The sequence below is a fragment of the Colwellia sp. NW0002-52-1 genome (assembly GCF_057550865.1).
Window position 1 is genome coordinate 351,371 of sequence record NZ_BAAJLU010000001.1, and the last position, 26,453, is coordinate 377,823.

Here is a 26,453-nt window from a genome sequence, read left to right on the forward strand (position 1 = left end):
TCAAGCGTTCAGGTTAACTAGAGTAAATACTTTTATTAGAGGCTTATTTTTATAAGCTATTTTGATAAAACAGCGAAAGCAGTAGCATATTTAACTTCATCTGAAAGTGATATATGCCAAGAAGTAGCAGCTAACTCATTCGCTAAAGTTAGCGCCTGTGAAGTAAGTTCGAGAGTAGGTTGGCCTGATGCTAAAGATACTATTTCAATATGTTGAAATGAGACGCCATTGGCAATTCCAGTCCCTAATGCTTTAGCTACCGCTTCTTTGCCAGCCCAACGTTTAGCAAGAAAACGTTCAGGCTGTTTGAGAGTTAAATAGTGTTGAAACTCTTTTTCCGTTAAAATTCGCTTTGCCAGACGCTGCTGAGCATTGCTAGACATTTTAGCAATACGGCGAATATCAACAATATCGGTGCCAATTCCAACCACTGACAAATTATAACCCTCTATGGTGCCAATTTAAGCTAAACCGCGTGCTTCAAGCATTAGACGTTTCATATCGCGTATTGCTTTATCTAAACCATCGATAACCGCGCGGGCGATAATGGCATGGCCAATATTCAGCTCTATTATTTCAGGGATAGCTGCAATAGGTTTTACATTAAAATAATTAAGACCATGGCCAGCATTCACTTTTAAGCCTAAACCATGGGCATATTCTATACCTTCGATTAGACGTTCCAGCTCTAGCTTTTGTTCTTGCTCAGTTACTGCTTCTGCATATTGCCCGGTATGAATTTCAATATAAGTCGCTTTACTCAACAATGCCGCGTCAATTTGCTTTTTATCGGCATCAATAAATAAACTTGTTTGAATACCTGAGTCAGCCAAACGTGCTACCGCAGCATTAATTTTATCTTGTTGACCTGCAACGTCTAAGCCACCTTCAGTGGTTAACTCTTCGCGTTTTTCTGGCACTAAGCAACAAAAAACAGGCTTTACATCACAGGCAATATCTAACATTTCATCGGTAACGGCCATTTCAAAATTCATGCGAGTATGCAAAGTCTGTTTTAATACATAAATATCTCTGTCTTGAATATGGCGACGGTCTTCACGTAAGTGTACCGTAATGCCATCGGCACCAGCATGCTCAGCAACCGAAGCCGCATAAACAGGATCAGGATAGTTTGTGCCACGGGCTTGTCGTAAGGTGGCTATGTGGTCTACGTTTACGCCTAATAAAATATCATTCATGCTCAATCTCTTCTTAATATTCTGAATTCGGTTCTGATTACTGTTCTAAAAACTGTTCTAAACACTAAACTGCTTTATGCTGCTGATGTTAATTAGTATTTTAAAAGCACTTTGCGCTTTATATCTATATATTCAGGTTTGTAATTTTTTTACTAAATAATTTTCGGCTATTTAAAGGTACACCATTGAGCAAGTGATTTATAACTTGCCTCATTAAGGCTTTAAATGTACTGAGTATTTCAGGTGACGACAAGTCGTTTTGAGCAATAGCGATTAAATGCTCACGGTTATAACAAGTTTGTTTTAAAGCGGTATAAGCGGGTATAAAACCTTCGTCGGGTAAATAATAAAAACCTTGAGCGCTATGTTCAAATACTAACGAAAAATCAAATGAAACGCCTAATTCTTCCATTAGCGTTAACTCAAACTCTCGCAGACAAACTTCAATATTGCTGGTTTGGGCTAAAGTCTGAAGGCACCTTTGATATTGCTGAAACAGATCGCCGCAAGCAATATTATCGCCCAGTAATTTCACTAATAATTCATTGATATAAAATGCGCTAAATAAGGCGTTTTGCTTTAACAAGTATGACTTGCCGATCGGCTCTACACGGAGCAAATTTTTAAGGCTACTCTGCCCTTTTAAGGTGATGCTAATCGGTAAAAATGGCTGTAGTAAAGCCTTGCGACTAGATTTAGTAGAATGCCCAATATAACTTAATGCTGCCAACTTGCCGTCATGCTCAGTCAATAAATCAACCAATAACTGGTTTTCTCGGTATGGCCGAGTATGAAGTACAAAAGCTGATTGGGTAATTTCTTGCATTGGTATCTGCTATCTAAGTTGGTTCAAGGCTATCGAACTATTTACTCAGTGAGAATATGGAAGTTGAACACAAAAGTTACTTCGTTGATGATCAGATCTAAGCAACTCTAATGCTCTAAGACAATAAAAACTATTAATCTACGCTATCGAACTTAGGTTAGTCTCTGACAACTAACCTGAATAATCATCACCGTAACCTAAACTTCTTAACGCTCGTTCGTCATCTGCCCAACCTGATTTGACTTTAACCCACGTTTCTAAAAAAACTTTACGTTCAAATAAGTTTTCCATATCGCGTCTTGATTCTTGGCCAATAACTTTTAATTTTTCGCCTTTATTACCAATAACCATGCGTTTTTGGGTTGCTCTCTCAACTAAGATTAAGGCGTTAATATGCAAAACACCTTTATCATCAATCTTAAACTGTTCAATTTCAACAGTAGTTGAGTAAGGTAACTCATCACCTGTAAAGCGGATCAGTTTCTCGCGAACAATCTCTGATGCCATAAAACGGCTTGAACGGTCGGTAATATAATCTTCTGGGAACCAGAAGTCGCCTTCTGGCAGTGCTTTAAAACAAATGTCTTTAATTGCAGCAACGTTGTCGCCTTTACTGGCAGAAATAGGCACAATATCAGCAAAGTTATGCATAGCACCTAATTTTTGTAAATGTGGCAGTAAAGTGTCTCTATCTTGAATATTGTCAATTTTGTTCACCACTAAAACACATGGCGCACCACTGTTTTTAATTTTAGTAAGTACCATTTCATCGTCTGTAGTCCAATGTGTACCTTCAACTAAAAACACCACGGTTTCAACTTCAGCTAACGTACTGCTTGCTGCGCGGTTCATTAAACGGTTAATCGCCCGTTTTTCTTCTGAATGAAGACCTGGAGTATCAACTAATACGGCTTGGTTATTACCTTCAGTTAATATGCCTAGTATACGATGGCGTGTAGTTTGCGGTTTACGCGAGGTAATACTTACCTTTTGACCAAGCAAAGTATTAAGTAATGTAGATTTACCAACATTTGGTCGACCAACGATAGCGATAAGACCGCAATGGGTTTGTTCTGTAGTCATAATTAGATTATCAACTTTATTGTCAAAAAAGCTATTTAGCTTTTTCGATTAATGTAAGCACTTGCAAAGCCGCTGATTGCTCAGCTTTACGACGGCTAGTGCCTTTTGTAATTACTTCATTTTCAAGCACACTGGTTGTGCAACGAACCGTGAATTGCTGATTATGCGATTGCCCAGTGGTATTAATTACATCATATTGTGGCAACGGAATTTTTCGCCCTTGCAAGTATTCTTGCAAACGCGTTTTTGGATCTTTTTGCTCATTACCTGGTTTTATATCGGCTAAGCGCTTCTCAAACCAACTTAAAATAAGTGCTTGGCAGGTTGGTAAATCTGAATCTAAATAAACAGCCCCAAGGATAGCCTCAATTGCATCTTCAAGAATAGAGTCTCTACGATGACCACCACTTTTAAGTTCGCCTGGACCTAAGATTAAATACTGTCCTAAATCGAAGGATCGACCCACTTCTGCTAAGGTTACACCTTTTACCAAGCTTGAGCGCATACGTGTTAAATCGCCTTCAGCTTGTTTTGGAAATTTTTGATACAGAGATTCAGCAATAACAAAACCTAAAATTGAGTCACCTAAGAACTCTAAGCGCTCATTGTGAGCACCTTTAGCACTTCGGTGCGTTAACGCTTGCACCAATAAGTTAGGCTCTTTAAAAGTATAGCCAATTTTTTTTGATAGCCGCGCAATCGCGGTAGGATTAAGTAACACAGCTATTCAATTCCGCCGATTCGAGAAAAACGCACATTTGTTGGTATCCAACTTGGTAAAAAGCTGTCTGCTGAACGGTCGAAATCAAAGCTCATCCAAATAGCAACAGCCTCTCCGACTAGGTTTTCTTCAGGTACAAAGCCCCAAAATCGTCCATCTAAGCTATTATCACGATTATCACCCATAACAAAGTATTGCCCTTTAGGAACAACAAATTCATTATTTTGAGTGCCACCTTGTCTAAAGTAGTGTTGAACGCGCGGTAAAATTTGCTCATTAACTAATAAGTCATGCGTTTTCTCCCCCATGGTTGAGGTGTAACGTGATAACGGCATGCCTTGGTCGTTATAATCAGTTTTATTTTTAAAGGTTTGTTCTACTTGTTCAAAGTCAGGACATTTATCATCTGAAGCGGTACAGGCGGGCTTAATGTATAAAATTTTATTTTTATAAATTACCCGATCACCCGGTAAACCTACTACGCGCTTAATATAATCAATTTGTGGGTTTTGTGGGTATTTAAATACCACAACATCGCCACGCTCAGGCAAACCTACTTCAACAAACTTATTACGTGCCACAGGATCGCGTAAACCGTAGTTAAACTTATTCACCAAAATAAAGTCACCATCAAGCAAGGTTGGCATCATAGAGCCAGACGGAATTTGGAATGGCTCGTAAATAAATGAACGTAATATTAAAACAAAGGCAATAACGGGAAATATTTGCACTGGCGTATCAATAAAAGCAGGTGCTTCTACGATTTTTCTTACAACATCATCACTTAATTCGCCATCACATTGTGCTTGCGTTGCTGCTAATTTAAGCTGCCTTTGCGGTGCTAAATAAAACTTATCCGCAAGCCATACAATACCAGTAACTACGGTAACAATGACTAGAAAAATTGAAAAGTAAACTGCCATATTATTCCTATTTATTAGTTCTACACTAAGATCAAACTGATGAGTAAATGACTTACTTGGTTACGTTTATCACTGTAAAGTAGCACAAAAGTAATGTTAGTAAGTCACCGGTTTGATTAATTATTTATCCAGTTTAAGTACAGCTAAAAACGCTTCTTGAGGTACTTCAACATTACCTACTTGCTTCATGCGTTTCTTACCATCTTTTTGTTTTTGTAATAATTTTTTCTTACGCGAGATATCACCACCGTAACATTTTGCGGTTACGTTTTTACGCAATTGCTTAACGGTTGTACGCGCGATAACATTGTTACCAATAGTAGCTTGAATAGCGATATCAAACATTTGTCGATGAATTAATTCTTTTAATTTCTCAACTAACATACGACCGCGAGGAACTGAATTCGCGCGATGCGTGATCATAGCTAAGGCATCAACTCTATCACCGTTAATCATGACATCTACACGCACCATGTCAGCTGATTGGAAACGTACGAAATGATAATCTAATGAAGCATAACCGCGACTGGTTGATTTTAACTTATCAAAAAAGTCCATGACCACTTCAGCCATTGGTAATTCATAAGTTACCGCAACTTGATTGCCGTGATAAATAATGTCTTTTTGTACACCACGTTTTTCAATACATAAAGTAATAACATTACCTAAATGTTCTTGTGGCACTAAAATATTAGCTTGTACAATTGGTTCGCGAATTTCATCAATATTATTTGTTGCTGGCATGTCGCTAGGGTTATCAATAGAGATAACATCACCATTAGTACAGGCTATTTCATAATTTACTGTAGGCGCAGTGGTGATTAAGTCAAGGTCATATTCACGAGCTAGTCGCTCTTGAATAATTTCCATGTGCAGCATACCCAGGAACCCAATTCGGAAACCAAAACCAAGCGCTGATGAATTTTCAGGTTCAAAAAATAACGAGGCATCGTTCAAACTTAATTTATTCAATGCATCACGAAAATTTTCATAATCGTCAGAGCTTATTGGGAAAATACCCGCATACACTTGCGGTTGAACGCGTTTGAAACCAGGTAACGCTTTATCAGCTTCTTTTTTAAGAATAGTAATAGTGTCACCTACAGGTGCACCATGTATTTCTTTAATACCAGCAATGATAAAGCCGACTTCACCGGCTTTTAAGATACCAGTATCTGTTTGCTTAGGTGTAAAAATACCTACTTTGTCGATAATATGGTTTTGTCCTGTCGACATAACCACCATTTTATCGCCTTTTTTAACCTGGCCATTCATGATTCTTACTAATGACACTACCCCTTGGTAGTTATCAAACCATGAGTCGATAATAAGTGCTTGAAGTGGTGCGTCTGAATCACCTACCGGAGGTGGTATATTTTCAACAATAGTTTCTAGTACATCTTCAATACCTAAACCGGTTTTAGCTGAACAAGTAACAGCACCTGTTGCATCAATACCAATAATATCTTCAATTTCTTCACTCACGCGCTCAGGATCGGCTTGCGGTAAATCAATTTTATTTAGAATTGGGATAACTTCTAATTCCATTTCTATAGCGGTATAACAATTCGCTACCGTTTGGGCTTCAACACCTTGACCAGCATCTACAACTAAAAGCGCACCTTCACAAGAAGCTAAAGAACGTGATACTTCATAAGAAAAATCAACATGGCCTGGCGTGTCGATAAAGTTAAGTTGGTAAGTTTCACCGTCTTTCGCTTTATAGTCTAATGTTACACTTTGCGCTTTAATGGTAATACCACGCTCGCGCTCAATATCCATAGAATCAAGTACTTGAGCTGCCATTTCACGTTCTTGTAGACCACCACAATGTTGTATTAGGCGATCTGATAATGTTGATTTACCGTGATCAATATGGGCGATAATAGAAAAATTTCGAATATGTTTCATAAATGGGAAGTCAAATAAGCTTGTAGTTAATTCAATTATGGCGAGATTTTAACGAATTTAGCGCGTTGGGGCTATCTTTTGTTGCGAATCAATCAGTGATTTCTGTAATCGCGATGTTTTGAGGTTCTTTACGGATTATTTTTGGTGCTAGTTTTGCACAGGTAGCACTTTTTATTTGTTGCTTTTTAGCTAATAAAAATCCGCTATAACCACCAATAAAGCCAAAAATAATAGCGAATATTTCATGAGGTAAAATGGCGCTATTTACTAACCACTGACCAAACCAAGACGATATTATTAACCCTAACAGTGGCCATAAATAAACTTGCCAAGCTGATTGTAATAAAGCACTTTCATTCAAACCTAAAATAACATGGTCACCCAATGCGAGTGCTAAGGGTGACTTTATCGTTAAAGTTAATTTTTTTTGCGGAAATGCTTTCGCTACTTGGCCACTGCCGCAGTTGTCAACTTGCTGACAACCACCACAAGCTGACTTAATCAAGCTAGTGACGGTAACATTATCATTATCGATGGCGACTACTGTCGCCTTTTCTTCAATCATGGCAGTTCTTTAGGCGTAAAAATAACAGAGTCAGCAATAGCTTTTGCTGTTTTGGCTGGAATTTTACCCACTACGCTTACTTCAAAACCGTTAATAACTTGGTTTAATACAACGGTTGCGCCGTCCATAACGTAATCTGTTGCTCTTTGTCTTTCTTCTGACTGATTAACATAAACTGAAACATCCACTAAGCCATCATTAAAAAGCATAAACTCAACAGGCTTTTTAGTCGCTGAGATACGATGACGGTTCGCATTTAATCGCGTGAAGCCCTCAGGTAACCACTTTACTTGCCACTGAAGCACTTGTTCTTGATAACCGTCTGGTATTTCAATCACAGCAGGCAAGGCTGTTTGCTGAAGTTGCATTAAGCTTTCGCTTAAATCATCAGTAATATCTAAATGCGTAAATTGAATTTGTTCCAGTAATTGCCCAGTACGATTTGCTAAGGCCAATTTCAATAACATACCAGTTTTTTGATCTAACCAAAGCCAATGACCATATCGATAAACGTCTTTAGAAACAATACGAATTAATTGAGCTGGTCGCCCTAAAACACGGCTACGCCCAACAGAAATAAAGTCATAAGTTTTTGCCAGTTGTGTAACACCTTCACGTAAAACAGCTGGAATAGGACCCGCTATTTGTTGCGAAGATACTGAATAAGGAGGTGCTTCAGGTTCAATATAACTTACCGTATTGTGCTTACGTAATACATCTCGGCGTGGGCCATTTAATAAAGACAATATTTCTAATTCGTTGCCGCTTTCATCAACACCGTGAAACCAATGATAAGGCTCAGCTTGATTATTTTTAACAACAACAAATGAAGTGCTAAAGTTTAGCGTTTGTAAGGATTGTGCAAGGCGCTCAAGCCAAGGTTCAGCTTGTTCATTTTCATTGGCTGCTACTGATGTGCTAATGGTGACCAATAGCAGCAGACTTGATATTAATTTCATTTAGCTGATTCTGCAGCCTTATCTTGTTCAGTTGTTGAGTTTACATCAACTGAGCTTAATTTAACTTGTTGATGATGATCAGACAATAACGCTTGAAAACGTCTTTGTTGCTCAATAAACGCTTGTTTTTCACTTGTGCGACTGGTTTGTTGGAAGTTTAAACTTACTGGTTCTGCAACCCCACCAAATGGCATGGTTTTTACAACTTGAGTCTCAGGTAATAAAACATCGTTATCTGCTGAGTTTTGCTGAACTCCCATAACCATAAGACCTGCCGCAGATGCTGCAATGGCCATTTGACCAAAAGGCTTGGCAAACTGTACAACTTTAGCCTTTAATTTATCAACAACATTATTGTTTGCACGAGGTGCTAAAATTGTTGGTTCATCTGCAATAGCTGAGGCTATAGTTGATGAAAGGTCTAGATCAATAACATCAGAAGTATCACCGCGCATAACATCACCCATTAAATGGTAACGCTGCCAGGTTGCTGACAAGTGTGAGTCGTTGAGTATTTCATCAAACAATTCATCTGTTTGCTGATAGTTATCAACAACCGACGATACATTCTCAAACTTATTTTCACTCATAAATATACCTTAAAATCTAATACTTCATTCATCACTCAATAAAAATAATTGAGTAATACTCTATGTACTTGCTTTTACTATTCTTGCAATAACGGCCTAATTTTTTTATCTACTGCATCACGCGCTCTAAATATTCTTGAGCGCACAGTGCCAACAGGACAATCCATAATCGTTGCAATTTCTTCATAACTTAAGCCTTCCAACTCTCTTAAGTTAATTGCTGTGCGTAAATCTTCTGGCAATTGCTCAATGGTTTTAAATACAACCTGCTTAATTTCAGCTGTTAGTAATAATTTCTCAGGTGAGGCATTTTCGCGTAAAGCTTCGCCTGAGTCATAAATCTCTGCATCTTCAACATCAATATCTGAGCCGGGAGGTTTACGTCCTCCAGCGACTAAATGATTCTTTGCACAATTAACCGCTATTCGGTAAAGCCAAGTATAAAAGGCACTGTCGCCTCTAAAATTAGGTAAGGCGCGGTAAGCTTTAATAAATGCTTCTTGTACTATATCGGGTACATCACTATGGTTTTTAACATAGCGTGAAACCAAATTTGCTACTTTATGTTGGTACTTAGTTACCAGCAGGTTAAATGCGTTTTTATCACCACGTTGCACCCGCTCAACCAACTTTTGGTCAACGTTCTGTTCGCTCATTTGAGCCGTATCTCCTACTCACCATTATTTAACTTATCTACAACTGGTTTACATCTGGCTCATGGCAAACGCTACAAGTAGGACTAGCCTTGTGTTAAAAAGTTCGATAAATATTGAAAAAAATTAATTTTTATTTATAAAAATAGTTTAGTGCTGTTCTGTAACTGCAATAAAAGCTAATATTGAGCTATCAATTATTGTACCCCAATTTCAAAAATATATGAATCAACAACACAATTGTGACGTTTTAATTATTGGTAGTGGCGCCGCAGGACTATCATTAGCTCTTCATTTAGCAAAAAATGCCGATGTTATCATACTGAGTAAAGGTCAAATAAATGATGGCTCAACTTTCTATGCTCAGGGCGGAGTTGCTGCGGTATTTGATGAAAATGACAGTGTGGCTTCTCATGTTACTGACACTTTAATTGCCGGTGCAGGTTTATGTGATGAAACAGCAGTACAATATACCGCTGAAAATGCGAAAAAATGCTTAGAATGGTTGATTGATAAAGGTGTGCATTTTGATCAAGACGAACCTGGTGAGAATGGAGATGTTCATTATCATTTAACCCGCGAGGGTGGTCATAGCCACCGACGAATTTTGCACTCTGCTGATGCAACGGGTCAAGCAATTCAAACTACGCTGGTTTCTCAAGTAAAAAATCATAGCAGAATACGTATATTTGAACGTTACAATGCCATTGACTTGGTTTATCAAGATAATGAATCGATTGCAAAACGTGAATGTATAGGCGCCTATGTATGGAATCGTAATGACGAACATGTAGAGCGTGTTTTTGCCAGAAAAACAATTTTAGCTACCGGTGGCGCAAGTAAAGTTTATCAATACACATCTAATCCAGATGTGGCAAGTGGTGACGGTATTGCGATGGCTTGGCGTGCCGGTTGTCGCGTTGCCAACATGGAGTTTAACCAATTTCATCCTACCTGCTTATTTCACCCCAAAGCAGGTACCTTTTTGTTAACAGAAGCATTACGCGGTGAAGGTGCAGTGCTTCTTCGCCCTGATGGCACAAGGTTTATGCCTAGCTTTGACGAGCGAGCAGAATTAGCACCAAGAGATATCGTAGCGCGTGCAATCGATTTTGAAATGAAACGCTTAGGCGCTGACTGTATGTATTTAGATATAAGCCACCAGTCAAGTGACTTCATAAAGCAACATTTTCCAACCATTTATGAAAGAACATTAGCATTAGGTATTGATATTACCAAGCAGCCTATGCCTGTTGTACCTGCAGCGCATTACACTTGTGGCGGTGTCATGATAAACCAACAAGGTAAAACAGACATTGAAAATTTATATGCCATAGGTGAAGTTGCTTATACCGGTTTACATGGGGCAAATCGCTTGGCAAGTAACTCATTATTAGAATGTCTTGTTTTTGCTCGTGCAGCCGCCATTGATATTGAAGAAAACATTAATTTAAATAAACCTAACATTGAGTTACCGCCATGGGATGAAAGTCGCGTAACTAACTCAGATGAAGAAGTGGTGATTCAACATAATTGGCACGAGTTACGATTATTTATGTGGGATTTTGTTGGCATCGTAAGAACAACCAAACGTTTAGAACGCGCCTTGCATCGCGTTGAATTATTACAAAGTGAAATTGAAGAGTATTATTGTAACTTCAGAGTAAGTAACAATTTATTAGAATTGCGTAACTTAGTACAGGTAGCTGAGTTAATTATACGCTCTGCATTAGAAAGAAAAGAAAGCAGAGGCTTACACTACACGCTTGATTACCCTGATTTACAGGCAGAAGCTAAGGTAACGATTCTAAAACCTAAGTAATTAGTTGATTAGCTTTAGCTGAGTTTGTTTAAGTGTGTTTTCAGACGTAATTTCATAGCTGCTGTTTCATCGCTACTGTTTTAGCCATACTTCTTCACCCTTAATATGGTACGAGCAATACGTGCCTGATCTTGTCTTGATATGCTGTCTTTAAAAACAAAATGTTTTTTCAAGGCAGCATCACTTTTTGTAAATACTAGCCAATACCCCCATAAATTAATCTGAGATTTTGCTGATATTTGCAGAGTTTCTTGGCTATTAAATTGGCACTCACCGGTATCTGTTAAAACAAAGTTGCCTAATATTGAATGATCAATTGAAGTATTGTGACTCAAGCTTGGTTGGTTTGAAAGCAGTAGAGAAATCTGGCGATGAAAATAATTAAGAAAAATTAAACAGCTAACGCATAAAAGACTTAACCAAAGATAAAAGCCGAATAGCACTGTTATCGTAAGATAGATAAAAGCCGTATAAAATAACCAATTAAAAATCGCCCTGTGCTTAGAGGGCGATACTTCAATATTATACTTTAACGCGCTGTAATATAATTTGGACCATGGCGTTGAGTTCTTTGTCTTCACAAATTTCGTGTCCCATAAACCAAGCAAACAACTCAGGATCTTGGCAAACTAATAAACGTTCGAAAATAGCTTTGTTTTCAGCTGAGAGATCATCGTAGGCTTCTTCAACAAATGGCATAAATAGTACATCTAACTCTAGCATGCCGCGTCGACAAGCCCATCGTAATCGAGGTTTATTATCTGTTAATGTCATACATAACTCTACTTAGGAAATATTTTTATATATTCTAACAAACCCACAGTAAAAATAGCCACGAATTGATCATTAAATTCATCCTATGTCTTATCAAAATAGCAGAAAAATAACACCTGTGGTTGTAATTTGAATAAATGTCCTCACTTTACTTGTTAACAGACTTTTTCAGCCTTATTGCCGGATGAACATCATCATGAATAATAACTTACCAAGTTATAACGAATTACCTGAACTATTTGCGATTAATCTCAATAGTATTGGAGCCATAACTTTAATGGGTGAAGAGCAAATAAAATACTTACAGGGCCAAGTAACTTGTGATGTTGCTAATTTAGAGCAAGAGAAGTTGCTAACTGGTGCTCATTGCAATGCTAAAGGTAAAGTCTTTTCTGCATTTCGATTACTTGAGCGCGAGGGTAAATTTTTTCTTATTCAACCTAAATCATCGATTCAACAGTCATTAGCTGAATTAAATAAATTTGGTGTTTTCGCTAAAGTTGAAATAGCTGAAGATACTGAACAAGCTTACTTAGCAATTGCCGGGCAACAAGCCCCCGCAAAAATGGCCGCTTTATTTCAGCAAGTACCTGATGCACAAAGCCCTGTTATTCATCAAGATAATGCAACGTTAGTTTATATCGCTGGCAATATGAATCGCTACCTTATTATTGATAATGCGGCGAAACTATCAACTTTTACAGCGGCATTAGATTGTACTGTTTATAATGATGCCGTTTGGAGCCTACTTGAAATTAGTGAAGGCTTCCCACAACTGGCTCAACAAACCATTGCTGAATATGTGCCGCAAATGCTTAACTTACAGGCGATTAACGGTATTAGTTTCACAAAAGGCTGTTACTTAGGTCAAGAAACCGTTGCCCGTATGCAATATCTAGGTAAAAATAAGCGGGCACTTTTTGCGTTATCAGGTGAAGCAACTCAAGCCAATGTAGGTGATATTATAGAGAAGAAGTTGGGTGAGAACTGGCGTAAAGCTGGTGATGTATTAGCCGCTTATCAAGCAAGTAATAATCAAACTTATATTCAAGGTGTGTTAGCTAACGATGTTGACGAAAATACCGAATTAAGAATTAAAGAACAGAGCTCAAATTTAGCCATACTCCCTTTACCATATAAAACAAACACAGACATAGCATAGGACACAATATGAAAATTACCGACAATAAAGTGGTTGTACTACATTACGCCGTTTCTGATAGCGAAGACACCTTAATTGATAGTTCATACGATCACAGCCCATTAGCGGTAATTCAAGGTTCACATTATCTTATCCCTGGTTTAGAAGAAGCATTAGTTGATCACCAAGCAGGCGATAAGTTTGAAGTTGAAGTTAGCGCAGACAATGCCTATGGTCAACGTGAAGACGGTTTTGTACAAACGGCACCAAAAGAAATGTTTGGTGGTATTGAAGATCTAGATGTGGGTAGCCAACTACGAGCAACGACCGATGATGGCGAACAAACGGTGATAGTAATTGACGTGCAAGACGATGAAATTACTGTTGACGGTAACCACCCGTTAGCTGGCATTGATTTAAAGTTTGATGTTGAAATTTTAGAAGTGCGAGATGCCACTGAAGAAGAGTTAGCTCATGGTCATGTCCATGCAGAAGGCGGTTGTGGCCATAGCCATTAATTAGTTTACGCTACACTTAAAGATCAAGGCACCTATGAGGTGCCTTTTTTGTTTTAATACCAATTGATTTAATGAATCGATCAATTTTAAACGAGGATAAATTTTCAGTAGCAAGGCGCTTGATTGAGCAATAGCAGGCTATTGGGATTGAAAGCAACGTAGATACTGGATAGTTAAACCGCTTTAGAATGATCGATTGTTTATATCAATTGGTATAAGACAATAACTTAAAAACTTCTGTTTTTATCTCTGCATAGCGCATGGTTTGACAAATACCGAAATAACTTAATTTCCTGACTTTCGCACGCGTAAATAGCGGTATCGACATGCCTGATAAAAATCGACATATTGTTTCTATAGATACTTGCTGAGATTGCTCATGAACAGTGGTTTTTAGTGTAGAAAAATGCTGTTGTAATTGCTTAATGGCAAGTTCAATTGTTTCTGAACTTACGGCTTGAACAGTGTTTGAATAACCTAGTTTTGCTATCTGCCCGCGACAAACCGAACAATGGCCACAGTTTTTAGGCGCTTGCTGATCATCAAAGTAATGACAAAGCGCTTGCGTTAAGCACTGCTCACTTTGAAAAAATGACACTAACTTATCAATACGTTTAATTTCTGATTGCTCTTTTTCATGAAAATAATTAAACAACCTATCCGCTAAAGTATTATCATTTAATACAGTTGTATCAACACTATAGACTTCAGTGGCCTTTTTCGTTTCCAATACAATATGCTGTTGATCTGCTAAATACTCTAATGCTGCAACAATTCGTTTTCTAGGCGCTTGATAACGGCTGAACATTACATCGAAATCTGGCTCTCCCCAGATTTTTTTCATTTTAGCAGCACTAAAAACTTGCGTTAAAAAAGTATTTCGTTCGGTATTAAAGGCGCGAATTATATCTTCTTTAGGCGTGATGAATTTAAACTTAAAGTCAGCGAAATAACTAAACTTAGCACGAATGACACCAAGTAACTCTAATTGCACCAACAAGGTTTTTAGTGCTAATTGCTTAATGTTACTAGCATTTGACAGACTGAGTACTTGTAACTCCCATTGCCCATTATGCATTTCATTGCGAATATTGTTTAGCACATACTCAATACTGTTTTTTTCGGGGGTATCGGCATAAACAAAGTTTTCTACGGTATGTATTCCATCAAGATTAGCCAATGTATAGCAAGCTGAGTTGTTGCTATCTCGACCTGCTCTGCCAATTTCTTGGCTATAGTTTTCAATCGACTTGGGTAAATCGTAATGTATAACAAAACGAATATTAGATTTATCTATCCCCATTCCAAAAGCAATAGTCGCTACAATTACCGGGGTATTACCTTGCATAAAATCTTGCTGAATCTGCTTACGGACATCATCTTGAAATCCGGCATGATAAGCCTTCGCAACTATGCCTTGTTGTTGCAGAAAATCAGCTACTTTTTCAGCACTTTGCTGCAAGGTAACATAAATAATACCACAGCCTTGGTGATGTTGAATTAAATCAACTAGGGTTTTATTTTTAACTACTTCTGCAACAGGTAAAACCGACAAGTCTAAGTTACTACGATAAAAACCGGTTTGTATTATATGCTCAGTACTAATGGCAAATTTAGCAGCCATATCCTGTTTTACTTGTTTCGTGGCTGTTGCGGTAAGTAAAAGCACTAACGGAATATTCAGTTCTTGACGATAACGTGGCAGTTTTAAGTAATCAGGGCGAAAGTTATGCCCCCACTCCGAAATACAATGTGCTTCGTCAACTACTAGCATTGAAATAGCAATTGACTCAATAAACTGACGAAAACGTTCATTCTTAAAGCGCTCAACCGAGACCATTAGAATTTTAATTTTCCCCGAACGTACATCACGATTTACTTGCTGGCTTTCTTCGAACGATAGAGTGGAATCAATACTAGCTGCGGCAATTCCTTTGCTGTGTAAAAAAGCTAACTGGTCTTTCATCAAGGCCAATAAAGGTGATACAACTAAGGTTAAATGCGGTAAATTTATTGCCGCTAATTGATAACAAAGCGACTTACCTGCGCCGGTAGGAAAAATAGCAAGTGATGACTCGCCATTAAGCAACTGCCGAACAGTTTGTTCTTGACCTATTCGAAAACTATCAAAGCCGAAGTGTGTTTTTAACGATTGCTGAAGGGGCAACATATCTAGCCTAATTATTTATTCTTTATACTAGTGTACCGAATAAATTTTATAACAGCATATATTACAATTAATTATTTTATGAATACGAACTTTAGATAACAGATATAAAAAAGCCTTACTCATAAGTAAGGCTTATTACTGATAAAATTTATTATAAGTAAAAATTTACTTTTTAAATTTACGACGGCCAACAATACCAAACAAAGCCATACCTAATAAGGCAAGAGATGCAGGCTCAGGTACACTAGTAGTTTGTGTTACATTGAAGCCAAGGCCTCTAACATTTGCTAAATCTTCGCCTGAAATATCAAATGCGTAATTAGACGTACGGCCATCAAAGTCTACTTGGCCGGCGTTACTCCATTCACCTTGAAATAAGTCACCTGACTCATAATCACTATCATACTGTGTTAATACAGCAATGTACGAGCCTATATTTAAACTACGTTCAATTAAAGAATCATAAGCAATACCGTTTGACGCTGATCTCACGCCTGAACCATCATCATCACTTTCAATTAATGAACCCGCTGAATTAAATAAGAATAATTGAGGATCAAAACCACCATCTTCAATCGTTGTACCAAATAAGTTTACGCCACCAGCATAACCCAAAGTAATTAACTCAACATCGGTGTTATCTACGGTTACATCAAATGTAATGTAATAGCGCGCATCGTTATCATCAAAATTACCCGTAAAAGACTGTGTTATCAAACCAGCGTTAGCAGCGGTTGATAGTCCAAATGCAAGAGCAATAGCGAAAAGTTTTTTCATTGTTATTCCTTTAATAAATATATAAAAAATGTGTACAAAACAACAAAGAGCAAAAAATAAGCCAACATAAAATTAAACTTAAAATACAATGAGTTACATCACCAAATAAAAACCAACTGATCCGACTTGTAAAATAACCTGACAATTTTATCTATATAATGCAATGACTTACAATAATTGTGACGATCAAAAAACAACCACAACGCGCTCAAATAACAAACAATAAAAAATGAGCAGCATAAAACGCACTATTTAAAAATAAATAAATGAACACTCGATAATCTAAACCAGCAATCGAAAAATTTTAAAACAAAAAGAAAATTAAACTGCTTAATTGTACGTTATTATTTAAAGTAGCCATCGCATTAATAAATTAAGGACGGCGCTATATTTCAGCGGCAACGACACTTATTTCAACTAGCAGTACATCTCTCGCCATTGCAGCTTCAACACAAGCTCGTGCTGGTGCATGCCCATCTGGAACCCATGCATCCCATACCGCATTCATTGCCGAAAAGTCAGCCATAGTTTTTAAATAAATAGTTGCTGAAAGCATATGTTGCTTTGAACTGCCAGCTTGCGTTAATAAGGTTTCAACCTTGTCTAACATCGTTTGTGTTTGCTCGGTTATATCTTTAGTTGCATCTGCACATACTTGACCACATAAATAAACCGTACCATTGTGCTTAACAATACGGCTCATGCGAGGTTTAGTTTCTAATCTTTCAATAGTCATTTAATTTTCATTCACATATAAAAAAGCCCTGTTAGATGTTAACAGGGCTTATGATTTTTCACACTAATAATTAACGTTCGGTTGCTTTCAGAAAGTCAGGATCGGTAAATAAAGCACCACAAAGCTTTTGCACCAATACTGGATAGCTTAATTGGCCATTTGGAATAGCAATATTCCCAATAAATGATGAATCAAATTCGTGGGTTACCGAGATTGATTTTGTAAAGATAACGCTATCCTTATTTGAGACAACAAACTCTACGGTCATGTTACCTTCACCTACTGAGAAACCAGAAACATCAATATCATTTTCAATGAGTTTTCCATTAATAACGATTGAAGAAACACCAGAATAAAGCTTAGCTGCAGTCAACTCACTCTCTAGTGCTAGCTCTAAATAATCTCCAAAAGATTTATTATTTGGGGAAACCAAACTAGAACCACGAAGAGAAATAGAATTTACTTTTTTGCTATCTTCTATATTTCCAACAGCGACTTCTTGCATATCACTTCGCTTTAAATGTTGTAAATTATCCATTGAATTTTTATATGGCGGTGCCACCATAGTACAAGCAGATAGTAACAACACCGACAAAACGGCTAAATATTTCATAATGATCCCTCAGTATTATTCTGTAATATTATTGAGCTCTTCAACAAGCAAGTTAATGGCTTGTTCTGAAGCGCGGCGTGCTGATAAGGAAAAATCACTCTTAAACTCATCAAACTCTGCATGACCAGCAGACTCAATGGTTTTCTCCCAAACTAAGTCACCACTAGCAGAGATAGCTTTACATGTTAATTTGATTGAAAAGTCAGTGGCAGGCCAAGTCATAATACTATCTGAGCTTGAATCAGTTTCTATTTCTGGTACAAAAATTAATGAAATACCTTTCTCTTTAATGAAGCTACTTTCATCTAGTGACTTTACAGAGTAAACATCTTTGTATTTATTCGATAGAGCAGTATAAAAAGCGCTTTCTAAGTCGCTATATGGCAGATAAGAAATTTTATCGCCACCGCCGCCTGGTGTTGTTACTTTTTTCTTTTTGTGTTCTTCTGAAATGAAATAACCAACTATTTTGTCACTTTTATTTTCTACTTGATTAATATTTGCCATATCGGGGTTAATTTCAATTTGATGCGCACAGCCAGTAATTAGTAACGCAAGTAATACTACAATGCTTTGAATGTATGTTTTCACTGTGAATCCCTTTCAATTTATTATTTTTAATTGTTATAGTTTTGTTAACAAAGTTAACGAGCACAATGTACATATTTTTCTGCGTATTATCAATAATTAACTCTGATCGTTAATGAAATAGTTAAGACCCAATAAGTAATATAATGTAGTGACTAATATTGAATATCGCCCATAAAAAAACCTGCTGATTACAGCAGGTTTTAAGTTTATAAACTTCATTACTTAGCAACAATGCCACTTGAAAATAACACGTAAGCCTATTCACCCTATCTTCACGCTTAAGCGCATGTAGAACATTCAAGTTCAAGGCGGTAGCACGGAGCCTAGGTTACTAGGTGAGTACTTCCAATCGACAAATCGATTGTTACCGTAATTCACGCTTAAGCGCAGGTAGAACATTCAAGTTCAAGGCGGTAGCACGGAGCCTAGTTTACTAGATGAGTACTTCCAACGCCGAAATTGGATGTCACCGTAATTCACGCTTAAGCGCAGTTAGAACATTCAAGTTCAAGGCGGTAGCACGGAGCCTAGTTTACTAGATGAGTACTTCCAACGCCGAAATTGGATGTCACCGTAATTCACGCTTAAGCGCAGGTAGAACATTCAAGTTCAAGGCGGTAGCACGGAGCCTAGGTTACTAGGTGAGTACTTCCAACGCCGAAATTGGATGTTCTAACAAGCTTAAGGTAGGGTTACTCCCATTCAATTGTTGCGGGCGGCTTCCCTGATATATCGTAAACAACGCGAGAAATACCATCAATTTCGTTAATAATACGGTTAGACACTAAGCCTAAGAAATCGTAAGGTAAGTGCGACCAACGAGCGGTCATAAAGTCGATAGTTTCTACACAACGTAGGCTTACAACCCAGTCATATTTTCTTGCATCGCCCATTACACCTACTGAACGTACAGGTAAAAATACCGTGAAAGCTTGGCTGACTTTTTTGTATAAGTCATGCTTGTGTAATTCTTCAATAAAAATATGGTCGGCACGGCGAAGTAAGTCTGCGTATTCTTTTTTCACTTCACCTAAAATACGAACACCTAAACCTGGCCCTGGGAAAGGATGACGATAAAGCATGTCATAAGGTAATCCAAGCTCTAAACCAATTTTACGCACTTCATCTTTAAACAATTCGCGTAGTGGCTCTACTAAGCCTAACTCCATATCTTCAGGCAAACCGCCAACATTATGGTGCGATTTAATCACATGGGCTTTGCCAGTTGCAGACGCAGCTGATTCAATAACATCTGGGTAAATAGTACCTTGGGCTAACCATTTAGCATTCTTAAGTTTACCGGCTTCTTCGTCAAAAATTTCAACAAAAACATTACCAATAATTTTACGTTTTTTCTCAGGGTCGTTCTCATCAGCTAATCGGTCTAAGAAACGATTTTCGGCATTAACATGAATAATATTTAAACCGAAATGGTCACCAAACATATCCATTACTTGCTGGCCTTCGTTTAAACGGAGTAAACCATTATCAACAAATACACAAGTTAGTTTATCACCAATGGCGCGGTGTAAAAGCATAGCAACAACAGATGAGTCAACACCACCAGACAAACCAAGAACAACTTCGTCATCTCCGATTTGTGTTTTCATTTTCTCGATTGCATCTTCAATAATTGATGCTGGTGTCCACAACTTTTCACACTGACAAATATCAACAACAAAATGCTCAAGAATTCTTAAGCCTTGCTTAGTATGAGTAACTTCAGGATGAAATTGTACACCGTAGAATTGCTTGTCTTCATTTGCCATTGCCGCGTATTTACAACTTGGCGTTTGGGCAACAGTAACAAAACCTTCAGGAATAGCTGACACTTTATCGCCATGGCTCATCCACACATCTAATAATGCATTGCCGTTTTGACTGACATTATCTTCAATAGCATTAAAGAGTGCTGATTTTGCGATAACTTCTACCGCTGCATAGCCGAATTCTTTATGTTCAGAACCTTCTACACCGCCACCTAATTGTTCAGCCATGGTTTGCATGCCGTAACAAATACCCAATACTGGCACACCCGCATTAAATACATATTCAGGTGCACGAGGAGAGTTTTGTTCGGTAACTGACTCAGGTCCGCCCGCTAAAATTATGCCAGTAGGATTAAAACCTTCAATTTGTTCTTGAGTAACATCCCAAGCCCATAATTCACAATAAACACCAATTTCTCGAACACGACGAGCGATTAGTTGAGTATATTGCGAACCAAAATCTAATATCAGTATGCGGTGATCATGAATGTCTTTACTCATGTTGTTTTCCTACTTTTATTTAACTATAAAATGAACAGGCTGAGCTTGCTCAAAATGAGATAGCGCTCAGCCTATTTGAATTTCTTTAGATGAGTAAAAAATCATCTTCAGTTTTATTTTTCTAACAACAAAGCGTTGAGAGTATTTAAGTTCAAGTTCAGATCAAAGTACCTGTTCAACATTCGTCAATAGGTGCTCAGCGAATACAAACTTAATTTAAATAACTCTACCGCTCTTACTAGCCCATGCGATAATTTGGCGCTTCTTTAGTGATAGCAACATCATGAACATGAGACTCACCCATACCGGCAGAAGTTATTTTCATAAACTCAGGTTTGGTGCGCATAATTTCAATGGTAGCAGAGCCTGTTAAGCCCATTGAAGAGCGTAAGCCACCCATTTGTTGATGGATAATAGCAGCAACTGGGCCTTTATAAGCAACACGTCCTTCAATACCTTCTGGTACTAATTTATCGGCTTCGCCATCAGACTTTTGGAAGTAGCGATCACTTGAGCCTTCTTTCTGACTCATGGCGCCTAAAGAACCCATGCCACGATACGATTTATAGTAACGGCCTTGGTATAACTCTACTTCGCCTGGCGCTTCTTCTGTACCAGCAAGCATGCTGCCAACCATGACACAATGTGCACCAGCAACTAATGCTTTAGCAATATCGCCTGAAAAACGAATACCACCATCGGCAATAACCGGAATTCCGGTCCCTTTTAATGCTTCAACAGCATTAGAGATAGCGGTTAATTGTGGAACACCTACACCAGTAACAATTCGAGTAGTACAAATAGAGCCTGGGCCAATACCTACTTTAACAGCATCAACACCAACATCAGCTAAAGCCTTAGCGCCAGCAGCTGTAGCAACGTTACCGGCAATAATTTGTAAATCTGGGTATTTAGCGCGAGTTTCAGCTACGCGATCAAGAACACCTTGTGAGTGCCCGTGTGATGTATCAATTAATAAAACATCAACACCTGCAGCAACAAGTGCATCAATACGTTCATCGGTGCCAGCGCCAACACCAACAGCAGCACCAACACGTAGGCGACCTAGCTCATCTTTACAAGCATTAGGTTTACTTTCAGCTTTTTGATAATCTTTAACAGTGATCATACCTTTAAGCGTAAAAGCGTCGTCTACCATTAGTATTTTTTCAATGCGATGTTCGTGCATTAAACAAAGTATTTCTTCTCGTGATGCACCTTCTTGTACTGTGACAAGTTTGTCTTTCTTGGTCATCAATGCCGATACTGGCTTAGTTAAATCAGTTTCAAAGCGTAAATCGCGCCCTGTAATAATGCCAACAAGTTTATTTTTTTCGTCAACAACCGGAAAGCCTGAAAAACCAAGTTCATCAGCTAAGCGCATGGTGCCTTCGATAGTGGCTGTTGGGTTAACCGTAACAGGATCTGAAACAATGCCGCTTTCATATTTCTTAACTTTAGAAACATTTTTAGCTTGTTCAGCAATGGTCATATTTTTGTGAATAAAACCTACACCACCTTCTTGAGCTAAGGTAATAGCTAAACGTGCTTCGGTCACTGTGTCCATCGACGCAGAGATCATTGGAACATTTAAGTTGATCTTTCGAGTTAATTTAGTTTTTAACTCGGCAGTATGGGGCAGTACCGTAGAATGAGCAGGTACCAGTAAAACATCGTCAAACGTTAACGCTTCTTGGGCAATTCTTAGCATCGCAACATCTCTCTAAAATGAGTGGTTAGGGAGGAAATATTGCGGCAGAATTTTAACCGCTTTCACGACTAAGGTAAACTTATAATTGCGATAAAATGAAAATAAACTGCCGATTATGGGTTAAACAAATATATAATGGTCGGCAATAACATTTTGTTACCTCTTAATCATATAGAAAGTAAAATATTTATGGCTCAACAGCATATTCTACAAGTTAGTGAACTCACCAAAAAAGTACGTTTTATTCTAGAAAGTGAGTTAAATACTGTTTGGTTATGTGGCGAAATATCTAATTTTATTGCCGCAAGCTCTGGACATTGGTATTTATCTTTAAAAGATCAAAAATCGCAAGTTCGCTGCGCTATGTTTAAAGGTAATAATCGTAGGGTTAGCATTCAGCCACAAAATGGCCAACAAGTTCTAGTGCGAGCTAAAGTATCCTTGTATGAGCCGCGTGGCGACTTTCAACTGATTATTGAGCAAATGGAGTCTGCTGGAGAAGGCTTACTACGACAACAGTATCAATTATTAAAAGGCCAGTTGCATAAAGAAGGTTTATTTGAGCTTTATCATAAGCAAGCTATACCTAAATTAATTGAAACAGTCGGCATCATTACTTCGCCGACGGGTGCGGCAGTAAAAGATATTATTAACGTATTAAAGCGAAGAAACCCGCTCTTAAAAGTTATTATTTATCCGGTGTTAGTTCAAGGCGAACAAGCTAAATATGATATTACCCATGCAATAACGTTAGCAAACCAACGCAATGAAGTAGATGTATTATTAATAGCTCGAGGTGGAGGTTCTTTAGAAGATTTGTGGGCTTTTAATGAAGAAATTGTAGCACGAGCAATCTTCCAATCCGCATTACCAATAATTAGCGGAGTAGGTCATGAGATAGATACAACGTTATCTGATTATGTAGCAGACTTAAGGGCCCCTACGCCGTCAGCTGCTGCAGAGCTTGTTTCTGCTGATACAGAAGAGCGTATCAAAAACCTTCTTTCTCTTTCCAAGCGCGCGCACTTAGCTATTGGCCAACAACTAAAGCGCTCAAGCCATTTGTTGGGGAGTTTAAATCATAGGTTGAGCCAAGTTCATCCTGAACAACAGTTACGAAATAAACAACAAAAATCAGACGATCTCACGCTTCGTTTACAAGGGCTTATTTCGAGGAAGTTAAATCAAGTTAAACATCAGCCAACATACCTTGAGCAACGTCTTATTAATGCTAGCCCGGCTAATAAAGTAAAACAAAAACTTCAGTATGCAGCGCAATTAAATACACAATTGATCAAAGCCCAACAACGGCTATTAATGGCTAAACGTGAAGTTTTTTCTCATCAATGCGAACAGCTTCATATTGTTAGTCCATTAGCGACTATTGCTCGTGGCTATAGTATAACTCGAACTGAGCAAGGGGAAATGGTTAAAAGTATTAAAGATTTAGAAATTGAAACCAATATTAAAGTGGAAGTTTCTGATGGTGTAGTCGATGCTAAAGTTTTAGCAGTAAAGGCCAATTAGCCAGTTGAAATTACCGCTTCTTGTAATAACTTAGTTACTTCGCTTTTACTTGAATCGTTAAATTTAACCCCGAGCAATACGCCGGCCGTTTGTATTTTACTATTACAAATTTCAGCTGCTAGCTTGAGGTTCTTTAAACCTTGGAAATCTTCAATAATGATTTCTATCGGCTTATCCTCCGTTAATGTTAGCTTTTCACCATTTGTGATCATGAGTTTACAGCCAGAAACAGAAATATCAGAAATTACTGAGCCCCAATATTCCTCTTTAATTTTAGTTTTAGCTTTTATATAGGTCTCAATGCGCATTGAACCACGAAGATTCTGTAAGCTTACTTCTCTTGGAAATTCTAGTACTAAAATACGAGAAGGAATTTGAATAGCCATTTTAATATTAGAAATGAATGCAACTACCGCCCCTTCGTGACCCTCAATTAAACCACGAACAGTTACGCCCATGCCGGGAGCAATGTATTTCGCGAAAGTGCCCATTTTTGAGCTATCAGGGTATTGCACTAAAACATAATGCTTTTGTAAATAACCGATAAACGTTGAACGAAACTTACCTCGTTGCCCTGCTGGGGTCGACATATCGAGTGTTACAACAGAACCAGGGTGTAACAATGCTAAATTTTTATTTAACCGTTCTACTGTTTCAATCTTTGCAGAGGGATCAGGCATAAGTTTCCAAAAGTTTAATCTTAATAGAACAAAATTATTCTGTTAAATAAGTTGCTTAGGGTATTTAACATTAGCGGAATACATTAACTAAGGCAATATCAATCGTATTAAAAACAAGCAAAAAAAACGGATAAAAAAACTGACATTGAGTTGTCAGTTTTGTTATCACTTAAGCGTAATACTTAGTCTTTTTTATAACCTTGAGTTGCTCGGGCAAGTTTCTTTTGCTCGGTATAATTTAGTTTTTTCTTACCCGCAAATGGGTTCGATGTTTCTCTAAATTCAATTCTAATTGGGGTTCCCATTATTTTTAATGACTTACGGTAATAGTTCATTAAATAACGTTTATAAGATAACGGTAGGTTTTTCGCTAAGTTGCCATGAATCACAATAATAGGTGGGTTGTAACCACCGGCATGGGCATATTTTAGTTTTATACGACGACCTTGGTGCATAGGAGGTTGGTGATCAAACACCGCCATATCTAAAATTTTAGTTACCATAGAAGTAGAAATACGTTTAGTTGCTGAAATAAACGCTTCTTCAACTGACTCATATAAATGCCCTACACCTGTGCCGTGTAACGCTGAAATAAAATGAATTCGAGCAAAATCAATAAAGCCTAGGCGACGATCTAATTCAGATTTAATACGATCTTTAACGTGGTCATCTAAACCATCCCATTTATTCACTGCTAATACCAATGAACGCCCTGCTTCTAAGATAAACCCGAGTAAGCTTAAATCTTGATCACTAATGCCTTCTTGAGCATCAATGATCAACAAACAAACATTAGCATCTTCAATCGCGCGTAAAGTTTTAATAACTGAGAACTTTTCTACGATGTCAGTAACATTTTTACGACGACGAATACCTGCCGTATCAATTAAAGTATAAGGACGACCATTGTGCTCCATTGGAATATAAACGCTATCACGCGTTGTACCCGGCATATCAAATACTACGACTCTGTCTTCACCTAAAATACGATTAGTTAAAGTCGACTTACCTACGTTAGGTTTACCAATGATCGCTAGTTTTATAGTGTCAGTTTCTTCTGGCGCTTCTTCAATATTCTTTTTATCGAGAGCTTCAGGGTCTAAGTGTTCTTCGAAATCACCGTCAAATTCGTCATTTTCTTGTGCTTTCGGTCTGCCCAACTCTTCAATATGAGGTGTTAAGGCTAACGTTAATAGTTGCGTAACACCACGGCCATGAGCCGCAGCAATTTGATGTACTGCATCGCCTAAACCAAGTGAGTAGAAGTCAGCAACCGCAGAGTCAGCATCTATACCATCGACTTTATTAGCAACCAAAAATACTTTTTTATCTTGTTTACGTAAATGGCTGGCTATACCTTGATCAGCAGATGTTAAACCTGCTCTTGCATCAACCATAAATAATACGGCATCGGCTTCATCAATAGCAATTAAAGACTGTTCAGCCATTAAAGCATCAATACCCTTCTCGTCACCTTCAATGCCGCCAGTATCAATAACAATAAATGGATGCTCTTCAACTTCCGCTTTTCCGTATTGGCGGTCACGCGTTAAACCAGGGTAGTCGGCAACTAAAGCATCTCTGCTGCGTGTTAATCTGTTAAATAGTGTTGATTTACCGACATTAGGTCGCCCAACGAGTGCTACTACAGGAAGCATGTTCACCTCAAATTTCTTTTACGCTAATATGATGT

Annotated in this window: 26 protein-coding genes; 4 read left to right on the forward strand and 22 right to left on the reverse strand. The window is 37.9% G+C overall.

Annotated features, from left to right (window positions below; genetic code table 11):
• Positions 1–56: 56 nt before the first annotated feature.
• The 11 genes from acpS to rpoE all read right to left on the reverse strand — a co-directional run bounded on the left by acpS (position 57) and on the right by rpoE (position 9,433).
• Positions 57–437 (reverse strand): holo-ACP synthase, encoded by a 381-nt coding sequence (gene acpS / locus AC27H3_RS01405; protein WP_487103114.1) that lies wholly within the window; start codon positions 435–437, stop codon positions 57–59.
• 24 nt (positions 438–461) lie between these two features.
• The gene (pdxJ, locus tag AC27H3_RS01410; protein WP_085301462.1) at positions 462–1,199 is read right to left on the reverse strand and encodes a pyridoxine 5'-phosphate synthase; all 738 of its coding nucleotides are present in this window, start codon (positions 1,197–1,199) and stop codon (positions 462–464) included.
• Between the two features lie 124 nt (positions 1,200–1,323).
• Positions 1,324–2,025: a DNA repair protein RecO gene (recO, locus tag AC27H3_RS01415; protein WP_487103116.1), complete on the reverse strand. Its 702-nt coding sequence runs from the start codon at positions 2,023–2,025 to the stop codon at positions 1,324–1,326.
• A 171-nt stretch (positions 2,026–2,196) separates the two neighbouring features.
• Positions 2,197–3,108 carry a GTPase Era gene (gene era / locus AC27H3_RS01420; RefSeq protein WP_487103117.1) on the reverse strand — a complete coding sequence of 304 codons (912 nt, stop codon included), beginning with the start codon at positions 3,106–3,108 and terminating at the stop codon, positions 2,197–2,199.
• 31 nt (positions 3,109–3,139) lie between these two features.
• Complete coding sequence (gene rnc, locus AC27H3_RS01425) at positions 3,140–3,829, reverse strand: ribonuclease III (RefSeq protein ID WP_101685883.1); 690 nt, start codon at positions 3,827–3,829, stop codon at positions 3,140–3,142.
• Between the two features lie 2 nt (positions 3,830–3,831).
• Complete coding sequence (lepB, locus tag AC27H3_RS01430) at positions 3,832–4,752, reverse strand: signal peptidase I (protein ID WP_487103119.1); 921 nt, start codon at positions 4,750–4,752, stop codon at positions 3,832–3,834.
• 120 nt (positions 4,753–4,872) lie between these two features.
• The gene (gene lepA, locus AC27H3_RS01435; RefSeq protein ID WP_487103121.1) at positions 4,873–6,663 is read right to left on the reverse strand and encodes a translation elongation factor 4; all 1,791 of its coding nucleotides are present in this window, start codon (positions 6,661–6,663) and stop codon (positions 4,873–4,875) included.
• A gap of 88 nt (positions 6,664–6,751) precedes the next feature.
• Positions 6,752–7,228 (reverse strand): SoxR reducing system RseC family protein, encoded by a 477-nt coding sequence (locus AC27H3_RS01440; protein ID WP_487103123.1) that lies wholly within the window; start codon positions 7,226–7,228, stop codon positions 6,752–6,754.
• Entirely contained in the window at positions 7,225–8,187 is a 963-nt protein-coding gene (locus AC27H3_RS01445) for a MucB/RseB C-terminal domain-containing protein (RefSeq protein WP_487103125.1), read from the reverse strand. Before AC27H3_RS01445 ends, AC27H3_RS01440 begins: the two co-directional genes overlap by 4 nt.
• Positions 8,184–8,777: a sigma-E factor negative regulatory protein gene (locus AC27H3_RS01450; RefSeq protein WP_487103127.1), complete on the reverse strand. Its 594-nt coding sequence runs from the start codon at positions 8,775–8,777 to the stop codon at positions 8,184–8,186. Before AC27H3_RS01450 ends, AC27H3_RS01445 begins: the two co-directional genes overlap by 4 nt.
• A 77-nt stretch (positions 8,778–8,854) precedes the next feature.
• Positions 8,855–9,433, reverse strand: coding sequence for an RNA polymerase sigma factor RpoE (gene rpoE, locus AC27H3_RS01455; RefSeq protein WP_085301454.1), 579 nt, complete (start codon positions 9,431–9,433; stop codon positions 8,855–8,857).
• Between the two features lie 220 nt (positions 9,434–9,653).
• Between rpoE and nadB the strand changes: the two genes are divergently transcribed.
• Positions 9,654–11,252, forward strand: coding sequence for an L-aspartate oxidase (gene nadB / locus AC27H3_RS01460; RefSeq protein ID WP_487103129.1), 1,599 nt, complete (start codon positions 9,654–9,656; stop codon positions 11,250–11,252).
• A gap of 80 nt (positions 11,253–11,332) precedes the next feature.
• Here the strand turns inward: nadB and AC27H3_RS01465 are convergent, their stop codons facing one another.
• Positions 11,333–11,587 carry a hypothetical protein gene (locus AC27H3_RS01465; protein WP_487103131.1) on the reverse strand — a complete coding sequence of 85 codons (255 nt, stop codon included), beginning with the start codon at positions 11,585–11,587 and terminating at the stop codon, positions 11,333–11,335.
• A gap of 187 nt (positions 11,588–11,774) precedes the next feature.
• Positions 11,775–12,026 carry an FAD assembly factor SdhE gene (locus AC27H3_RS01470; protein ID WP_085301451.1) on the reverse strand — a complete coding sequence of 84 codons (252 nt, stop codon included), beginning with the start codon at positions 12,024–12,026 and terminating at the stop codon, positions 11,775–11,777.
• A gap of 196 nt (positions 12,027–12,222) precedes the next feature.
• Between AC27H3_RS01470 and ygfZ the strand changes: the two genes are divergently transcribed.
• Together ygfZ and AC27H3_RS01480 are read left to right on the forward strand one after the other, a co-directional pair.
• Positions 12,223–13,188 (forward strand): tRNA-modifying protein YgfZ, encoded by a 966-nt coding sequence (gene ygfZ, locus AC27H3_RS01475; RefSeq protein ID WP_487103133.1) that lies wholly within the window; start codon positions 12,223–12,225, stop codon positions 13,186–13,188.
• A gap of 8 nt (positions 13,189–13,196) precedes the next feature.
• Entirely contained in the window at positions 13,197–13,685 is a 489-nt protein-coding gene (locus tag AC27H3_RS01480; protein WP_487103135.1) for an FKBP-type peptidyl-prolyl cis-trans isomerase, read from the forward strand.
• Positions 13,686–13,890: 205 nt separating this feature from the next.
• On the opposite strand, the gene AC27H3_RS01485 is transcribed toward AC27H3_RS01480, so the two are convergent.
• The 7 genes from AC27H3_RS01485 to guaB form a co-directional block, all read right to left on the reverse strand.
• Entirely contained in the window at positions 13,891–15,855 is a 1,965-nt protein-coding gene (locus AC27H3_RS01485; RefSeq protein WP_487103137.1) for a RecQ family ATP-dependent DNA helicase, read from the reverse strand.
• A gap of 165 nt (positions 15,856–16,020) precedes the next feature.
• On the reverse strand, positions 16,021–16,632 hold the full coding sequence (locus AC27H3_RS01490) for a DVUA0089 family protein (protein WP_085301447.1): 612 nt from the start codon (positions 16,630–16,632) through the stop codon (positions 16,021–16,023).
• A gap of 385 nt (positions 16,633–17,017) precedes the next feature.
• The gene (locus AC27H3_RS01495) at positions 17,018–17,368 is read right to left on the reverse strand and encodes a RidA family protein (RefSeq protein WP_487103139.1); all 351 of its coding nucleotides are present in this window, start codon (positions 17,366–17,368) and stop codon (positions 17,018–17,020) included.
• Between the two features lie 70 nt (positions 17,369–17,438).
• Positions 17,439–17,981, reverse strand: coding sequence for a hypothetical protein (locus AC27H3_RS01500; RefSeq protein WP_487103140.1), 543 nt, complete (start codon positions 17,979–17,981; stop codon positions 17,439–17,441).
• Positions 17,982–17,996: 15 nt separating this feature from the next.
• Positions 17,997–18,572, reverse strand: a complete 576-nt coding sequence (locus AC27H3_RS01505; RefSeq protein ID WP_487103142.1) for a hypothetical protein — start codon at positions 18,570–18,572, stop codon at positions 17,997–17,999.
• 692 nt (positions 18,573–19,264) lie between these two features.
• A complete protein-coding gene (guaA, locus tag AC27H3_RS01510) occupies positions 19,265–20,842 on the reverse strand; it encodes a glutamine-hydrolyzing GMP synthase (protein WP_085301443.1) in 1,578 nt (525 codons plus the stop codon).
• A 238-nt stretch (positions 20,843–21,080) separates the two neighbouring features.
• A complete protein-coding gene (gene guaB, locus AC27H3_RS01515) occupies positions 21,081–22,553 on the reverse strand; it encodes an IMP dehydrogenase (protein ID WP_487103144.1) in 1,473 nt (490 codons plus the stop codon).
• 189 nt (positions 22,554–22,742) lie between these two features.
• Between guaB and xseA the strand changes: the two genes are divergently transcribed.
• Positions 22,743–24,080, forward strand: coding sequence for an exodeoxyribonuclease VII large subunit (xseA, locus tag AC27H3_RS01520; RefSeq protein ID WP_487103146.1), 1,338 nt, complete (start codon positions 22,743–22,745; stop codon positions 24,078–24,080).
• Here the strand turns inward: xseA and AC27H3_RS01525 are convergent.
• A complete protein-coding gene (locus AC27H3_RS01525) occupies positions 24,077–24,760 on the reverse strand; it encodes a flagellar brake domain-containing protein (protein ID WP_487103147.1) in 684 nt (227 codons plus the stop codon). The genes xseA and AC27H3_RS01525 overlap by 4 nt on opposite strands.
• A gap of 182 nt (positions 24,761–24,942) precedes the next feature.
• A complete protein-coding gene (gene der / locus AC27H3_RS01530) occupies positions 24,943–26,418 on the reverse strand; it encodes a ribosome biogenesis GTPase Der (protein ID WP_487103149.1) in 1,476 nt (491 codons plus the stop codon).
• Positions 26,419–26,453: the final 35 nt, after the last annotated feature.

What these genes read in the sequence shown, in the direction of transcription:
- nadB (WP_487103129.1), top strand. Translation starts at nt 9,654, where the DNA reads ATGAATCAACAACACAATTGTGACGTTTTAATTATTGGTAGTGGCGCC.
- ygfZ (WP_487103133.1), top strand. Translation starts at nt 12,223, where the DNA reads ATGAATAATAACTTACCAAGTTATAACGAATTACCTGAACTATTTGCG.
- AC27H3_RS01490 (WP_085301447.1), bottom strand. Translation starts at nt 16,632, where the DNA reads ATGAAAAAACTTTTCGCTATTGCTCTTGCATTTGGACTATCAACCGCT.
- AC27H3_RS01495 (WP_487103139.1), bottom strand. Translation starts at nt 17,368, where the DNA reads ATGACTATTGAAAGATTAGAAACTAAACCTCGCATGAGCCGTATTGTT.
- lepA (WP_487103121.1), bottom strand. Translation starts at nt 6,663, where the DNA reads ATGAAACATATTCGAAATTTTTCTATTATCGCCCATATTGATCACGGT.
- guaB (WP_487103144.1), bottom strand. Translation starts at nt 22,553, where the DNA reads ATGCTAAGAATTGCCCAAGAAGCGTTAACGTTTGACGATGTTTTACTG.
- der (WP_487103149.1), bottom strand. Translation starts at nt 26,418, where the DNA reads ATGCTTCCTGTAGTAGCACTCGTTGGGCGACCTAATGTCGGTAAATCA.
- guaA (WP_085301443.1), bottom strand. Translation starts at nt 20,842, where the DNA reads ATGAGTAAAGACATTCATGATCACCGCATACTGATATTAGATTTTGGT.
- pdxJ (WP_085301462.1), bottom strand. Translation starts at nt 1,199, where the DNA reads ATGAATGATATTTTATTAGGCGTAAACGTAGACCACATAGCCACCTTA.
- era (WP_487103117.1), bottom strand. Translation starts at nt 3,108, where the DNA reads ATGACTACAGAACAAACCCATTGCGGTCTTATCGCTATCGTTGGTCGA.
- xseA (WP_487103146.1), top strand. Translation starts at nt 22,743, where the DNA reads ATGGCTCAACAGCATATTCTACAAGTTAGTGAACTCACCAAAAAAGTA.
- AC27H3_RS01470 (WP_085301451.1), bottom strand. Translation starts at nt 12,026, where the DNA reads ATGACATTAACAGATAATAAACCTCGATTACGATGGGCTTGTCGACGC.
- AC27H3_RS01525 (WP_487103147.1), bottom strand. Translation starts at nt 24,760, where the DNA reads ATGCCTGATCCCTCTGCAAAGATTGAAACAGTAGAACGGTTAAATAAA.
- recO (WP_487103116.1), bottom strand. Translation starts at nt 2,025, where the DNA reads ATGCAAGAAATTACCCAATCAGCTTTTGTACTTCATACTCGGCCATAC.
- AC27H3_RS01450 (WP_487103127.1), bottom strand. Translation starts at nt 8,777, where the DNA reads ATGAGTGAAAATAAGTTTGAGAATGTATCGTCGGTTGTTGATAACTAT.
- AC27H3_RS01445 (WP_487103125.1), bottom strand. Translation starts at nt 8,187, where the DNA reads ATGAAATTAATATCAAGTCTGCTGCTATTGGTCACCATTAGCACATCA.
- AC27H3_RS01500 (WP_487103140.1), bottom strand. Translation starts at nt 17,981, where the DNA reads ATGAAATATTTAGCCGTTTTGTCGGTGTTGTTACTATCTGCTTGTACT.
- AC27H3_RS01440 (WP_487103123.1), bottom strand. Translation starts at nt 7,228, where the DNA reads ATGATTGAAGAAAAGGCGACAGTAGTCGCCATCGATAATGATAATGTT.
- rpoE (WP_085301454.1), bottom strand. Translation starts at nt 9,433, where the DNA reads ATGAGCGAACAGAACGTTGACCAAAAGTTGGTTGAGCGGGTGCAACGT.
- AC27H3_RS01485 (WP_487103137.1), bottom strand. Translation starts at nt 15,855, where the DNA reads ATGTTGCCCCTTCAGCAATCGTTAAAAACACACTTCGGCTTTGATAGT.
- AC27H3_RS01480 (WP_487103135.1), top strand. Translation starts at nt 13,197, where the DNA reads ATGAAAATTACCGACAATAAAGTGGTTGTACTACATTACGCCGTTTCT.
- lepB (WP_487103119.1), bottom strand. Translation starts at nt 4,752, where the DNA reads ATGGCAGTTTACTTTTCAATTTTTCTAGTCATTGTTACCGTAGTTACT.